The organism is Holosporales bacterium (assembly GCA_031263535.1).
Taxonomy (GTDB): domain Bacteria; phylum Pseudomonadota; class Alphaproteobacteria; order UBA3830; family JAIRWN01; genus JAIRWN01.
This window is the reverse complement of sequence record JAISFO010000005.1, coordinates 1-14,898: the sequence shown is the minus strand read 5'-3', so window position 1 is coordinate 14,898 and position 14,898 is coordinate 1. Positions and strand designations below refer to the sequence as shown.

The window sequence follows — 14,898 nt, the reverse complement described above, 5'->3', positions numbered from 1 at the left end:
ACCCCAGCGCAACGTCAAGGCCGATTTTGCAACCAATCAACCTAAAAACCCACTATTCCTCAATTCCTCTCCCCACACGTTGCCCCCATAACACACTTCTCAAATAATTAATTAAAATTATACAAAAAAAGTCAATAAATGCATGAGGAGCGGTAATATTGAAAAAAGCAAATACCAAAAACATATAAATCAAAATTGCTTATTGCTGTCCAGGAAACATGAAGGAGCTCTTCGCGAATATAGCGCTGAATCACTGCAGTTTGATAATCGCCTAAGCAAGTTTTATAACCAATTAATAATAATGCACCGGAAGCTGCGGCTTGCAAGTATCTCTGTACGGGCCCGCTTGATGGATATAATAGACAGGCTCTACCAACTTAAAACAGTTTCATTAATGCTTGTAAACATGAAGCCAATGAATATGGGACCATAGCTTTTTAAACATTTAGGCAAATTAAATAAGAAAATAAGTGATACGTTGCTAAAAATATGGCTTGGTAGCCTGCATAACCTCCTCGATTGCATGCCTTATTTTAAGCCGGTTTTGAGGAAATCTTTCTCTATAGATTCGATTTCATTTCGGTACTTGGCGGCGATTTTGAAATCCAGATTATAGGCGGCTTTTTTCATTTTATTCTCAAGCTCTTTTAGGCGTTTTTCTGTCGCCTTGGGATTTTTTGACGACGCATCAACGCCAACCGTGAAGGAATCTCGGTCGCATACCGATCCAAGAATATCGCTTATAGATTTCTTAATACCATCTGGAGTTATGCCATGTTCTTTGTTATAGCTTTCTTGCAGCGCTCGACGGCGGTTAGTTTCCTCCATAGCCACGCGCATAGACTCGGTTATAGAGTCTGCATAAAAAATCACCCGTCCCTCAATATTCCTTGCCGCTCGGCCAATGGTCTGGATTAGAGAAGTTTTAGACCGCAAAAACCCTTCTTTATCGGCGTCAAGTATTGCCACCAGCCCGCACTCTGGTATATCAAGCCCTTCCCTGAGCAGGTTTATTCCAACCAATACGTTAAACACGCCTAAGCGGAACTGTCTGATAATCTCAATTCGCTCCAACGTATCTATATCCGAATGAATGTAATTTACCTTAAGCCCAGCCTCCGCCAAGTATTTGGTTAAATCCTCAGCCATCCGTTTTGTAAGCGTCGTCACAAGGATTCTGTGCCCGCTGGCGATTACTTTTACGCATTCGTTGATAAGGTCGTCAACTTGATGTTCAGTCGGCCGAATAAAGCATTCCGGGTCGATTAAACCAGTTGGCCTGATGATCTGCTCAGTAACTTCGCCATGGACTTTCTCAAGCTCAATCTTTCCTGGCGTAGCGGATACAAACAGCGTTTTTGGTTTCATGCTGTCCCATTCTTCGAATTTTAGCGGCCGATTATCCAGACAAGACGGCAACCTGAATCCATAGTTAACCAACGTTTGTTTCCTTTGCCTGTCGCCATTGTACATTCCGCCGATCTGAGGGACGGCAACGTGGCTTTCATCAACGATCAGCAAAGCGTCTTTAGGCAGATATTCGAACAGCGTCGGAGGCGGCTCTCCTTCTGAGCGGCCGGTTAAATACCGCGAATAGTTTTCGATGCCTCGGCAGTGTCCGGTAAGCTCAAGCATCTCTAGGTCAAACTTTATGCGCTCGCTTATACGTTGAGCCTCGATTAATTGCTCTTTCTGCTTAAAGCCGTCGTATACAGACACGAGCTCATGCTTTATGTCGCCAATGGCGCGAGAGACGATTTCTCGTGAAGTGACATAGTGGCTGTTGGCATAGATCTTGACAGCGTCCAGGGATTCTTGCTTTTTACTACTGAGAGGGTCGATTATGAATATTCCCTCAAGGTCGTCCCCAAAAAGCATTAATCTAAACGCCTTGTCTTCCAAATGCGAAGGAAAGATATCTACTGTGTCGCCATTTACGCGAAAAGTACCGCGCTCAAGGTAAAAATCCGTGCGCGTATATTGCAGGCTGATAAGTTTTCTAATCAGGTCTTCTCTGTCGACCTTTTCCCCCTTATAAACGGGAATAACCATCTTGCCATAGGTCTCAGGCGACCCTATGCCATATATACAAGACACGCTGGCCACAACGACGACGTCTCTGCGTTCGAGTAGCGCCTGAGTTGCGCTGTGGCGCATGCGGTCTATTTGTTGATTTATGGTCGCTTCTTTTTCTATGAAGGTATCCGTTCGTGGCACATAAGCTTCTGGTTGATAGTAGTCATAGTACGAAACGAAGTATTCCACGGCGTTATCAGGGAAAAACCCTTTCATCTCTCCGTAAAGTTGGGCCGCTAAAGTTTTATTAGGGGCCATTATCAGCGCCGGAACATCAAGCCTGGCAATCACATTGGCCATGGTAAATGTTTTGCCAGACCCAGTAACGCCAAGAAGGACTTGCTCTTTCTTGCCTTCTAGGAAACCAGAAACGAGGCTTTCTATTGCCTTTGGCTGATCGCCAGCGGGTACGTAATCAGACTGTAATTTAAACAACCCCTTGGGCATAAATGCTCTGATGCGAAAAAATATATTAACACAAGAAACGCGGCTTGCTCAGCCTTTGATTATTTCCTAAGTCTTCTCTGCAGCGACCAAACATACTCGTCATAAGTGCCAGGATAGACGGCAACGGTGCCATCTGCTTGAACCTCTATGGTCTTTTTGCTGAGCGTTCTGACAAAAGCGCGGTCGTGGCTGACAACTATAATAGCACCGCCGTACTCATGCAACGCTTGTGAGAGAGCCGCCGTTGTCTGAAAGTCCAGATGATTGGTTGGCTCATCCAAAAGAAGGAAATTGACCTTTTTCAGCAGAACGCAACCTAAAGCTACACGCGACTTTTCGCCACCGGAAAGAATCTTGATCTTCTTGTTCATGTCATCTTTAGTGAACAGCAGTGTACCAGCCAGGTTTTTGGCATCTTGCTCGGTTATCGATGTATCCTTTGCGCACACAAGTTCTTCAAGCACAGTGCGCTCTGGCTTAAGCTGCTCTGAGACATGCTGGGCGTAATAGGCTAAGCTGACTTCATACCCCAACTCTAACGTACCGTTAAGAAGCGGGATAGCGCCTGCCAGGCTTTTAAGCAAAGTGGTCTTCCCTCGGCCATTAGCGCCGGTAACCACGATGTGATCGCCTCGCTGTACCGTAAACGATACGTTTCTTAATATCCTGTTGTTGCCATAGCCAAGATCTGCATCTTTAATGGTTAAAGCAACTTTTCCGCAATGGGTTGGCGGCGGTATTTTGATTTTTGCCGATACTGGAATTGGCTTAACCTCAACCGTCTCCATCTTATCAAGTCGTTTCAAGCGTGATTGAGCTTGCCTGGCCTTGGTTGCCTTGGCGCCAAATCTTGCAACAAAGCGTAAAATTTCATCCCGGCGCTCTTTAAGGCTTGCTGCATGGGCCTCAAGCTGTTCCCGCAATATCTGTTTTTGTTCGAAATAATCGTCGAGATTTCCGTTGAATTTGGTTGCTTCGCCACCCTCAATTTCCAAGATATGATCGGTCGTTCGGCGCAGAAATTCCTGATCATGGGAAATCACCATAAATGCGCCCGAAAACCCTTGCAAAAAACGCTCAAGCACCAGGATGGTGTCCAAATCAAGATAGTTGCTTGGCTCGTCTAGCAGAAGCAAATCGGCTTTTTGTAACGACAAGCCCAGCAGCTTGCACCTCATTTTATATCCACCGCTTAAAGTGGATATTTTTTTCTGAAGCCGACGCTTATCAATGTCGAAATCTGCACATTGGGACTGCACCTCCCACGACATGACATTTGCAACACGCATAATATAATCCTCGGCGGTCTCGTCTGGCGTGAAATCGTCATGCTGCGACAGGTAGGCGATGTGCAAATTGGTCGACTTGGTCATCGTTCCGTTATCCGGCTCTTGCTTACCAATGATGACGTCAAACAGCGTAGTCTTACCCGCGCCATTTTGTCCAATAACCCCAACATGCTCATCATCATTTATAGTAAAGCTTACGTCTTGGAATAAATGCCGCGCCCCAAAGCTTTTACTGATGCTTTTAAGTTGAAGCAAAGTTGTCATGATTGTGGCTGAATATACTGAATACCGGCGAGATTATAGATGCCACTCTTGCCAAAATCAACGAGGCAAAATTTTGCGAATAATTGTTCGAAAATGCTTGACAAATGCTATCACATGTGCTAAACAATATGCACGTTAAGGGACAGTTTAAAGTGAGTAAACAATCCGGCGCATCAGGATCTGCAAAGCTGAGTAGCTATCAAAAATCAATACTTGATGTCATTTATAAAAAAACAGGACAAACGTGTAAGCACGATACATACTACCTGAACAGGCTGAACGATATTTATGAAGGCAATAAGGTGTTTTCATTTAATTGGGCGGCAGCTTTGTTTGGTCCGCTTTGGTTTGTATACAGGAAAATGTACTTATGTACGTTTGTTTTTTTCCTTGGGTTCATTTTTCTTTTCGACATTGGATTTCAGGAGCACACCCTTGCCCTAATTTGGTGCAGCTTTGATCACGTATGGCCGGGAGTTTTGGGCGAAGAATATCGCTATTGGAATATTGTTCGGCAGTTCGATACTTTAGCTTACTGCATTGTTTATGGCTATGCTGGCAATATTTGTTATTACAGTTTTATAGGTAAAAAATCTAAACAGAATATGCATAATAATTATTCAGCTACGCATAGTCCGCTGTTTATGGGGCTGCTTTGTTCTGCCTTGGTGCTTTTGGCGTCAGGTGTGTATTATTTTGTTATGCGGTAGTTAACCTAATCAGAACAAGGTAAAAGTTAAACCTCGTTAATCTGAGAACCATTACGCCGTCCGTAATAGTGACTTCCTAATTAGAAAAAATTTGCAAAAACGAATTAATATGATACAATAGTATATCATAGATATATGAGATAACCGATTATGAAAAGAGCCATAATAAACTTTTCAGATGATTTTAATTATCAAGACTTTAAGTCATATGCTGAACATAAGAAAATCAGCTTATCGAGGGCTATCTTAGAGTTAGCACAGAACGCACTGGAAGATTGGGAAGACAAGAGATTAGGTGATATAGCTTTGAAAAGACTAAGTTCCAAAAACGTAAAATACTTATCTTCAGATGTTTTCTGGAATAAAGCGGATGAGCTATGAAATAACCTACGACGAAAAAGTCCTCAGCGATATTAAAAAAATCCCGAAGGATTTATTGATTTCGATTAGAAAAGCCGTAGAAAGTCGATTATCAGAACGACCATATGACTTCAGGCCATTAAGTGGGAAAAAATATCAAGGGTTATTCAGATTACGTGTAGGCGATTACAGAATTATTTACGCGATAGATGAAAACCTTCAGCTTATCAAGGCGTTAGCAATTGGTCTTAGAGAGAAAATATACCAAACTCTAGATAGACGAATTTCTGCAAATTAAAAATGATACGCAAATATATTCTGTTCCATATAACAGAGCGGTAATCGATTTATTTTTGTAATAGTTGGCCTAGTAACTTTTGCCTTCTTCCCAAACGTATAGCCCTGCAGCGGTAAGCAGCGCGCTTATGACGAACAGCACTGCCGGGATTGAGATGTTTCCCGACCACTTGATTAAATACGTAGCCAAAGTAGGGGCATATGCTCCAAAAGCGGCCATAGCGAAGTTATGGGCAACAGAAACCCCTATCAGCCTTGTTTTGACTGGGAAAACTGAACAAATAGCCGCAGGTATAGGGCCATAGTATATGGAAAACAAGAATATTAGTCCGAAATGGCTCAGCATGGCCGAAATAGGCCCTATCTTCATAACTAAAAACAGCGGATAAACCAGAAGGGCCAGCAAAATTGAAGCGACAATCATCTGCTTACGTTTACCAAACCTGTCAGACAACCATCCCCCAAGCAAAATTGATAAAGAAAACAGCACCATGTTGATGCTGGTTATAAGGAAGCTCGTCTGCATGCCAAAATCCAGCATCTTGTCAAAGTATGTAGGAATGAAAACGGACAACAGGAAGTAGCCACAAGCCGTCAGTATATCGATAACGACAACCAGTATCAGCGCCCTCCAATGCCGTGAAAACAAACTTCTAAGCAGTGGCTCTTTCTCTGCCTTTTGTTTTTTGGCATCGAGAAATTCTTTTGGATCAGAAAGCCGCTTTTGAACATATTTGGCTATAAAGGTGCCGATGAAGCTGATACCGAAAGGGACCCTCCATCCCCATGATTCTAAAGCATCGTTATCCAGTGCAAAACCTACAACGGTCGCAATAACTGCACCCAGTACAAAACCAAAAACCAGACTGAATGGAGCCCATGATGAATAAGTCCCTCGACGCTTTTCACTTGAGTGTTCGTAAATAAACACCATAGTACCTGTAAACCCGCCACCAAGCGCAAGTCCTTGAACAATCCGAATCATCGTCAGCAGCACGCCAGACCAGATGCCCAGATATTCATAAGTCGGCAGCAAGGCCATGGCGGCGGTAGGTATCGCCATCATATATATGGAAACTATCAGCGCTTTTTTTCGGCCCCATATGTCGCCAATATAGCCAAACATCACCGCACCGACTGGGCGAGCGATAAGTCCAGAGGCAAATGCGCCAAATGAAGCGATAAGTTGCTGAAACTCGTCGCCAGAGGGGAAAAACAGCCTTCCAAGCAGAGCGGCAAAGTAACCGTACAGGGCAAAGTCATACCACTCTAAGGAGCTTCCTGCGATGCAGGAAAAAATAACCTTTTTCATAGCCTGAAATTCTGTATCGATCTTTGCTTTGTTCATGACTGCCGGAAGATAACAACCCCGGACCCTACATCGTCACGGAAAACAAGTCAACACAAGAGCCGCAGCTAATACTATTTGTCTGTATCGTTATAGAATTTAGGCAAGGTAATGATAAAGCGGGTGAATTTACCCTCTTCTGACTCAAGGTCTATGGTGCCTCCGATTCTCTTAATAACAAGCTTGCAGAAGTAAAGTCCAAGCCCAGCTCCTAACTTGGATTTTGTCGTAAAAAATCGGTCAAAGATACGCTTTCTGATATCTTCCGGTATTCCTACTCCATTGTCGTGTATCGTTATTGTATTAAAAAAATCTCCGGCAAATGTGCAAATTTCAACCTCGCTATCAAGAATGCCTGTTCTTAGCCTTTTTTCGAAAATGGCCTCTTGAGCATTCCTAAGTATGTTAATAATTACGTGGAAAAATTTTTCTTTATTGCACTTCAAAATGAAGCTCTTATCCTCCTTTAAGGTAATTTTGATAGGATCGTTAATAGACATGGGGAATGATTTAATAACTTCGTTTAAAATATCGGATGACCTAATATACCCTCCATTGTCCGGTGAGGTAGGATCTTCATCTTCTTGAGTGTGCGCCAGCATAGACTCTATAAACAATAGTGAAGACTTCAGGTTAAAGGCAACCTTCTTAGAACAGTTTAGCAAGTTACCGCGGGATTCTGTCGACTCTGGTGTTATAAGCCCAGCGCCAACTGCTTTGTCATACGCTTTAACATAGGTTGGCAAATTACGAGTAATGAAAGTAAAATTGCTTTCAGCATTTGATAAAGGCACGTTAATTCGATGAGCCAATAGATCAGAAATTGCATGTAAGTTGTTCAAGCGATCTTGGATGCGCATCTCATTTTTGCGTCCAAAGAAATAAACGATAGCAATGGAAAATACAGCAATGTAAAGCAATTGATGTATCATGGTGCTATTGCTCAGCACAATGGCGCTTGCGTCAACAAAGAAATGATAGCTTAGACAGCCAAAAAATACGCCCGCCGTCAATGAGACACAAAACATCGTCCAATCAACCAACAGGCCGAGCAAAAAGGCCGATAAAGTCGCGTTAATAATCCACATGGTATCGCCCCAATGATAAAGCACCATATAGGTTGTATAAAACGGTAAGCAAAACGTAACAGCAATGTACCAAAAAACAGGACGGTATCTTTCGTAATCGCTGGGTAGTTTTTCCCATAACATCAGCGCGACACATAAGGATCCTGCTATGATCCTGAAAGCCAATACCACAACACTGTTTACGTCTGTGCTTGACCACATAAAGTATGGAACGACATAGTTGACAACACCAAAAATACTAAATGTCAGATACTCTGCGCCGCTTTTTACAACATGGCGAGAGCAAAACTTCATTATATTGCTCCACTTGAAAACGCTAAAACCGATTCTCGAAAAAAAGTACTGAATACGATTTAGCAGCGTGAATTCTATCTTGGGCGGATCGATAAAGTATTTATGATTGCTCTTTTTTGCATCGGATATAGCTTTCTTTCTTTCATCGGTTGCTTTTTTGAAATATTCGCCGAAAAAGTACTTTTGTACATAATGGGACGAGAAGAAAAATACAAAGTTGGCAAGCATTGCTGGAACAATAGCGTCTATCTTTGGATTACCGATTCCAAAAAATATAAAAATCAAAACAGTCATAACGCCGGCCGCCGCTGCGCAAAAGAAAGTGAGCGGAGTTGTTATAAAACCCAGCAGCCCTGCAACAAATGGCACAATCACAACAGGAGTCCAGGAAATATAGGCCTGCAAAGCAACCTCAAGTATACTTTTGCAATTGAACGCAATGTAAAGAGTGCCAAACCCAAATATAAGCGTAGATAACTTAGCCAAAATAAGACGCATCCTTTCTGTAAGTTTTGGGATTTGGAACAAAACATCATTAACGAACGCTACGCTTGCTGTGTTTAAAATAGAATCAGCGGTAGACATAATAATGGCCAAAAACCCAGCGACAACAACCCCCTTTAAACCTTCTGGCATAACTGAATTAGTGAAAGCAAAAAATGCCAAATTTGGGTTTATATCTGGCTGAATGATTTTTGTTATAAGGCCAATGATTCCGACCGAAGTAAGCACCAATACAGCAATAGATGTTGATAAATATAATGATTTTTTGGCTATTTTAGGTGTTCTGGCCATTAACATTCTTTGCACGGCAATTGAGGACATGCCGCCCATAGATAACACCAAAAATATATTCCAGTGTTTGATGTCGGTGGGGATGATTTGTAAATGAGATGATGGCAGTGCGGCAATTATGTTTTCAAAGCCCCCCATTTGCAAAATTCCAACCCCCAGGCTGAGCGGTAAGACGATTATTGTAATTATGAATTGGAATATATCTGTTAGTACTACTGATCTAACGCCGCCTACTGCAGCGTACAGCGTTGTAACCCCACACGCGATGATAGTGCCAATAATATAAGATGTTCCGAAGAAATAGTTAAATACAAAGCCTATCGCCGCCACCTGAGCGCCCATGCTTCCGATCAAACGCAGGGTAATCGATATGCCAGATATAAACTTAGCTGCATCTCCATATAAAGCGCCCATGATATCGCCCATGGATACCGCTTTGCGAAAATGTGCAATAGGCTCGGCAAGAAACCTCGCCATGAACCACTTATTAAGTGCAGTGCCATAGTAGCATATAATCATCAAAAACCCAACTTGGTAGGACTTTTCGCAAAGCCCCATGACAGAGCTGCTTCCAATAAGCGATGCAACCAAGGTTGCCACCGTGACTGATACAGAGTAGTTTTTGTCCCAAACGGAAAACTCCCACAAACTTTTGACTCGTGAAGAGTGAATGACCCCTATGATTAAGGTGATAACGAGATATATAACAACTATCCACGCATCTAGCGCGCTTAGATTGGCAAAATGATCAAAAAACACTAAAGCAACCTTTTCCAGATCACATATTTTTTAGTTTATTTTAAATAATCTGTTTATATCAAGGTTAAAAATGCAGACATACATACTTTTCAAGTTTACTGTTTTTCTGTAAATCCTAATCTCTCAGCCGTTTTTTGGCTTTTTAATAAAGCGCCCTTATATATTTTTTAAGCCTTTTTGTGTATTTATATAAAGCTTATCTAATTGATTGGCAGGAGATTTGTTGTGTCAAAGTTGGTTGCGATAAACGGTTTTGGTCGCATTGGTCGTTTAGCTCTGCGGGCGGCGTTGGGTAACAAAAACCTAAAAGTAGTTGCCATAAATGACTTAGCGAAAGCGGACATGAGCGCGCATCTGTTCAAGTACGACTCTGTTCACGGAACTTTTGACGGCAGCGTAAGTGTTAAAGACGGTAAATTAAGGATAAACGGAAACAGCATTGAGATGTTTAAAGTTTCAGATCCTGGCCATCTGCCCTGGAGCAAATTGGGAATTGATATAGTTATGGAGTGTTCAGGGCGCTTTGTCGATAAAAAGAAAGCAGCCGCTCATCTAAGCTCGGGGGCCAAAAAGGTCATAGTTTCCTCGCCGTGTAAAGATGCAGATGTGACGGTTGTATATGGTGTTAATCAAAAGCAAATCCAAAGCTGTCATAAGGTGATTTCTGCGGCTTCATGTACGACAAATTGCTTGGCGCCGATTGCCAAAGTTCTTAACGATCGCTTTGGCATAGAAAAAGGTCATATGACGACAGTTCATGCTTATACCAGCGATCAGAACTTGATAGATACTGCCCATAAAAAAGATTTTCGTCGAGCGCGTGCCGCCGCAGTCAACATAATTCCAACCTCCACTGGGGCGGCCAAGGCCATTGATTTGGTTATTCCTGAGTTGGCCGGAAAGCTTACTGGTACAGCGCTAAGAGTGCCTGCCCCTAATGTATCTTTGATAGATTTCTCATTCGTATCCAAGCAAAAAGTAACCTCTGGCCAGCTAAACGATGCAATCAAAGACGCTGCAGGCTCATCTATGAAGGGAATTATTTCTGTTTGTGAAGACGAGATTGTCTCCAGCGACTGCAATCACACATGCTTCAGCGCCATATTCGACGCAACGCAAACCAGCGTTACAAACGGCAATTTCTGTCGAGTCATGGCCTGGTATGATAACGAATGGGCTTTTGTACACAGAATGATCGATATTGCCGAATATATATCAGTATAGCGGCTTTTGGTCTTGTGTTTTCAAAGGTTCCAAGCCTCGGTCTCCATATCTGAATTGGTATGTTTGGTTAGCTCAGTCAAGGCCCAAACCAAGGCGTCCAGCCGATCTGGTGATTTTTCGCCAGGCTTAGCGGTATACGACGTCATTTGCTTTTCAAGCTCCGTAAAGGTTTGGTTGTGAAAAACCTTGCCCGTCTTATAAAGCATGGATATTGGCTCTGCCCTGACCAGCTTACCGTTACTTGCCCGCACTTTTTTGATGTGCATGATTTTATTCGTTGCAAGCAGAATCTGCTCAACCAAGTCGCCACCTGCGTTAACTTCAACAACCACGGCGTTCACATTATATTTTGCATAATATTGCGCCACTGTGGCAGCCCACAGATCAGATGGGTCTTTGGTGCTTGCATCCTCAAGCACCAAAATGCGTCCAACCTCGTCAATTCCGGCCACAATTATTCCGGTTTCATCGCTTCTGTTATTGGTGGTGATGGCCGGATCTATACCGATGACGATTCGCTGAAGCTGCATGTCAGGCGGAACCTTATGTGCACTCTCGATCATTTTCCATGACCAAAGTGCAGCCGTATTATCTTCAACAATCTCGGCGTATAGCTCTTGCGCGCCGATTTTAGTGCCAGAGTATCTTTTGGTCATCTGCTCGATGTATTGGGGTGCTAAATTGCTTTCGTTCTCAAACGTGCTGCCTTTGGTCAAAAACACATCATCACGTGCGATTAGGGATTTAATGACCTTAGTAGGACGAGGCGTTGTTGTGATTATCATCCTTGGTAATTTACCCAGCCTCAAGGCAAAATTTGCTTGATCTAGAACCTCTCTCGCTTTTTTAAATTTAGCCAGCTCATCAATCCAAATCGCATCAAACTGCGGACCACGCAGCTTTTCAGGCGTCTGGGCGCTGAATATCTGGGCGATTGCACGACGCTTCTTCCATCTTATAAGGTGATTAGACGGTTCGAACACAATATCTTCCCAAGAGGGCGTTACGGACAACAGCCCACTCTCCCCTTCAATCATAACCGTCCTTGCGTCGTTTACAGAGTTGGCGATCAAGCCTATGCGTTTATATAGGCCGCTGTTTACCCAATACCGAATTGTCTCGGCACCTGTTCTTGTTTTACCAAACCCTCGTCCAGCCAAAATCAGCCATATTTTCCAATTGCCATCAGGAACATGCTGGCTTTGCCTGGCATTTAACTGCCAATTATATTTGGCCTTAGTTCTTTGTTGATCTTGAAGCTTTTGTTGACAAAGCTCAAGCATGGCTTTTACAGCCAAGGCTTTGTTGCTATCTTCCATTATTTTATTGATATAGTGCGAGAAGACTTAATTTTATATCTTATGGCCCTTTTCGTCAATAACTTTAAAATATCTTAAATAAAATCAAGTAAATGTACATATTTATCTGTTGTAGCTTAAAGAAAAATAATGACGAATTGTAAAAAAGCGCTTGACCAAACACACTTATTGTGCTATTACCTTTTTCGTATCGTTATGTTGAAGAGGAAGAAATGTTGAATAACAAGTTTGGATTTTTGAGTGTTGCTGTAGTTGTTGGTTTGTTAGCTGAGCCGGTTGCTGTGCATAGCGCTCTACCCCTAATACAGGTAAGTAGTAGTAATATAAATCTCCCAAGGGTTCAGGGAGCAGACATAGCTAGTACGGTTAATGAGCTGGCGATTGATAAGGCGACTATTTTCGGTACAATTGATTGTTGTGCTGAAGCAATACATCTGGAGAGTTCGGAGGCTGCTCAGAGACTGAAAGATTGTATTTCGGCTATTTTAGATAATCCCGCTTTAGTTGACAACCTCAAAAAACCTTTTATGGTTTTTGTACTTGTTGGTTTGCTAGGTAGACACAATGGAGCAGATATTTTAGATAATGAAAGAAGGCCGATTAAGAGGCTGTTTGCACAAGATATTTTAGAAGCTTACCCTGATATGCGAGCCAATTTAGCTGATAATGAAAATTATGGAGAGCTAAATATCGTGATTCCTGCGTTGTCAGCAGGTACTGCGGCAGCAGTGGCTAGGCTTCGGAATTGAGCAACTAATAATTAGCAGCTGCGTGTGAACTACGCGGCGATAATATATTTAACGGTCATTTTTGATAAATATGGTCGAAAGGAGGATATTTACTGCAGTAAAAGCGATTCAGCTTAGTAAATATCATCCTTATTTCCTGCTGATTGCTTCAGAATCGGCCGATAAAAGAAGATGTTTCGCCAACAAAGCAGAATATGATACTTTTTTGCTCTGTGACCTGTCTGAATTTGTTCAGAAGCATAGGGCGCTGAGTGGTAAGGTTCGATTGGTGGTGGTTTAGTTGATAGCGGTTGTATGCAAAAACAGCCAAGATTGTGTTTTAACTAAATTCTTTGCCGATACTCTCTACTGCGTGGTTCCCGTATATTCACTAAATGACTTACACCAGTCCGTATGTTCTGGCCGCATTAAAGTAGTGCTGTTCAGCGAATCTGCCTTTACCAGCACGTCACCACATGATCTCCATAACGTTATAGAGGAAATTAAAGCGTACGGAGTTTCCCAAAATCGGCACATTCCGGTCGTTGCAGTACTAGGAAGAAAAGCTGCCTTTAATTCAAGTTACGACTTGCCGGTAGATGATTTTATAAGGACAGATCTGTGTGATGATGCGCTGTTTTATTTCCTAAGGCGTTTTGCTGCGGTAGAGCGTTTACTGGCCGATTTTCGCGGTAAAGTAGATTTTTCTTCGGCATTACGGACAGACCCAAACGAAATAAATATTGCCGCAATAGACTTAGATGAATTTACAGAGCGCCGCCTGCGATCGATTGGTTTTATGGTATCTGCTTACCAGCTGAAAGAAAGGTCATTCAGTATCGACAAACAGAATATAAACTGCTTAGTCATGAATCTGGGTAACTTAGTCGAAAATACTAAAGAATATCTGGATTTTTTGGATAATACGCCGAAATGCTTTTCCCTATTGCTTATAAGCGATAAGATCGACCGTCACCCCAACTATTTACAAACCTCCAGCTTCTGTGAAGAGTTTTACCTTGGATACAGCGACTTAGAACTAAGAAAGCGGATACAAAGCCTTATATTACACGCCAGGGTAAGATCCAGGTTGTACAAATATCTATTTGATAACGTCAGGCTGACGCTGAGGGATTGTTTGACAGATACTTATAACAGGCGTTTTGTTGACGATTGCCCAGCGCAGTTAAGAGCATCTATGGAGCGCGGGGCTTGTGTATGCATTCTCGACGCAGATCACTTTAAAGCCTTTAACGATATGTACGGACATGATGTGGGGGACAATCTGCTTAGGCTTCTAAGCGCGGCTATTATTGAATCCGTACGCAGCAGCGATTTAGTTTGCCGTTATGGGGGGGATGAGTTCATCTTGATAATGCCTAATACTGCCTTAAAAGATGCTCATGACATATTGCATAGAGCGAGAGAAAATATTTTTACAAAAGTTTTTCAGATTGAAGATATTAAAATAAGTGGTTTGTCTGTCAGCTTTGGTATCAGTTATTGCAGTTCCGATAAAGATTTAAGAAAGGCTATATCAAACGCCGATATGGAATTGTCCAAAAACAAAAAGCTTTCAAGGAAAGAGGCGGCTTCTTCTAAGCAATCCGTTGCAGTTTAAGGATTATAAATGATAATGATATTAATTTGACAAAATCGCTTGACGTTTAAAAAGACAAAGAAAATCTATCTACCGCTTTGACAAAAGGACCATTCAAAATATGCTCACTCCTTCTCTGTTAAGCTTACTTCGTTAGAAGCATGCCTCTGGGGACAGACATAGCTAGGCCTTTTGGAATGCTGTCCCGTATACTGCTTCTCCCTTACAAAGGGATGACGTATTGTATGTTAGCTTCAGCGAATCTGAACTGGAGCTTGCCACCGAAAATCACCTTATTGG

General features: G+C 42.4%; 11 protein-coding genes. 6 read left to right on the top strand and 5 right to left on the bottom strand.

Annotated features, from left to right (window positions below; all coding sequences use genetic code 11):
- Positions 1-528 precede the first annotated feature (528 nt).
- Together uvrB and LBL30_00345 are read right to left on the bottom strand one after the other, a co-directional pair.
- Positions 529-2,523 carry an excinuclease ABC subunit UvrB gene (uvrB, locus tag LBL30_00350; GenBank protein MDR1031566.1) on the bottom strand — a complete coding sequence of 665 codons (1,995 nt, stop codon included), beginning with the start codon at positions 2,521-2,523 and terminating at the stop codon, positions 529-531.
- A gap of 59 nt (positions 2,524-2,582) precedes the next feature.
- A complete protein-coding gene (locus LBL30_00345) occupies positions 2,583-4,076 on the bottom strand; it encodes an ATP-binding cassette domain-containing protein (GenBank protein ID MDR1031565.1) in 1,494 nt (497 codons plus the stop codon).
- A gap of 152 nt (positions 4,077-4,228) precedes the next feature.
- Here LBL30_00345 and LBL30_00340 point away from each other — a divergent pair, with 152 nt between their 5' ends.
- The 3 genes from LBL30_00340 (at position 4,229) to LBL30_00330 (ending at position 5,444) form a co-directional block, all read left to right on the top strand.
- Positions 4,229-4,786 (top strand): DUF2628 domain-containing protein, encoded by a 558-nt coding sequence (locus LBL30_00340; GenBank protein MDR1031564.1) that lies wholly within the window; start codon positions 4,229-4,231, stop codon positions 4,784-4,786.
- A gap of 150 nt (positions 4,787-4,936) precedes the next feature.
- Positions 4,937-5,167: a hypothetical protein gene (locus LBL30_00335; protein MDR1031563.1), complete on the top strand. Its 231-nt coding sequence runs from the start codon at positions 4,937-4,939 to the stop codon at positions 5,165-5,167.
- The gene (locus tag LBL30_00330) at positions 5,157-5,444 is read left to right on the top strand and encodes a type II toxin-antitoxin system RelE/ParE family toxin (GenBank protein MDR1031562.1); all 288 of its coding nucleotides are present in this window, start codon (positions 5,157-5,159) and stop codon (positions 5,442-5,444) included. Before LBL30_00335 ends, LBL30_00330 begins: the two co-directional genes overlap by 11 nt.
- Before the next feature lie 69 nt (positions 5,445-5,513).
- Here the strand turns inward: LBL30_00330 and LBL30_00325 are convergent, their stop codons facing one another.
- Positions 5,514-6,791: an MFS transporter gene (locus tag LBL30_00325; GenBank protein ID MDR1031561.1), complete on the bottom strand. Its 1,278-nt coding sequence runs from the start codon at positions 6,789-6,791 to the stop codon at positions 5,514-5,516.
- A gap of 74 nt (positions 6,792-6,865) precedes the next feature.
- On the bottom strand, positions 6,866-9,727 hold the full coding sequence (locus tag LBL30_00320) for a hypothetical protein (protein ID MDR1031560.1): 2,862 nt from the start codon (positions 9,725-9,727) through the stop codon (positions 6,866-6,868).
- 225 nt (positions 9,728-9,952) lie between these two features.
- On the opposite strand from LBL30_00320, the gene gap reads away from it, so the two are divergent.
- Positions 9,953-10,951: a type I glyceraldehyde-3-phosphate dehydrogenase gene (gene gap / locus LBL30_00315; protein MDR1031559.1), complete on the top strand. Its 999-nt coding sequence runs from the start codon at positions 9,953-9,955 to the stop codon at positions 10,949-10,951.
- Between the two features lie 20 nt (positions 10,952-10,971).
- Here gap and LBL30_00310 read toward each other — a convergent pair whose 3' ends face one another.
- Entirely contained in the window at positions 10,972-12,270 is a 1,299-nt protein-coding gene (locus tag LBL30_00310; GenBank protein ID MDR1031558.1) for a terminase family protein, read from the bottom strand.
- A gap of 215 nt (positions 12,271-12,485) precedes the next feature.
- Between LBL30_00310 and LBL30_00305 the strand changes: the two genes are divergently transcribed.
- Together LBL30_00305 and LBL30_00300 are read left to right on the top strand one after the other, a co-directional pair.
- Positions 12,486-13,019 (top strand): hypothetical protein, encoded by a 534-nt coding sequence (locus tag LBL30_00305; GenBank protein MDR1031557.1) that lies wholly within the window; start codon positions 12,486-12,488, stop codon positions 13,017-13,019.
- Between the two features lie 280 nt (positions 13,020-13,299).
- Positions 13,300-14,619: a GGDEF domain-containing protein gene (locus tag LBL30_00300; GenBank protein MDR1031556.1), complete on the top strand. Its 1,320-nt coding sequence runs from the start codon at positions 13,300-13,302 to the stop codon at positions 14,617-14,619.
- Positions 14,620-14,898: the final 279 nt, after the last annotated feature.

What these genes read in the sequence shown, in the direction of transcription:
- uvrB (MDR1031566.1), bottom strand. Translation starts at nt 2,523, where the DNA reads ATGCCCAAGGGGTTGTTTAAATTACAGTCTGATTACGTACCCGCTGGC.
- LBL30_00345 (MDR1031565.1), bottom strand. Translation starts at nt 4,076, where the DNA reads ATGACAACTTTGCTTCAACTTAAAAGCATCAGTAAAAGCTTTGGGGCG.
- LBL30_00335 (MDR1031563.1), top strand. Translation starts at nt 4,937, where the DNA reads ATGAAAAGAGCCATAATAAACTTTTCAGATGATTTTAATTATCAAGAC.
- LBL30_00330 (MDR1031562.1), top strand. Translation starts at nt 5,157, where the DNA reads ATGAGCTATGAAATAACCTACGACGAAAAAGTCCTCAGCGATATTAAA.
- LBL30_00325 (MDR1031561.1), bottom strand. Translation starts at nt 6,791, where the DNA reads ATGAACAAAGCAAAGATCGATACAGAATTTCAGGCTATGAAAAAGGTT.
- LBL30_00310 (MDR1031558.1), bottom strand. Translation starts at nt 12,270, where the DNA reads ATGGAAGATAGCAACAAAGCCTTGGCTGTAAAAGCCATGCTTGAGCTT.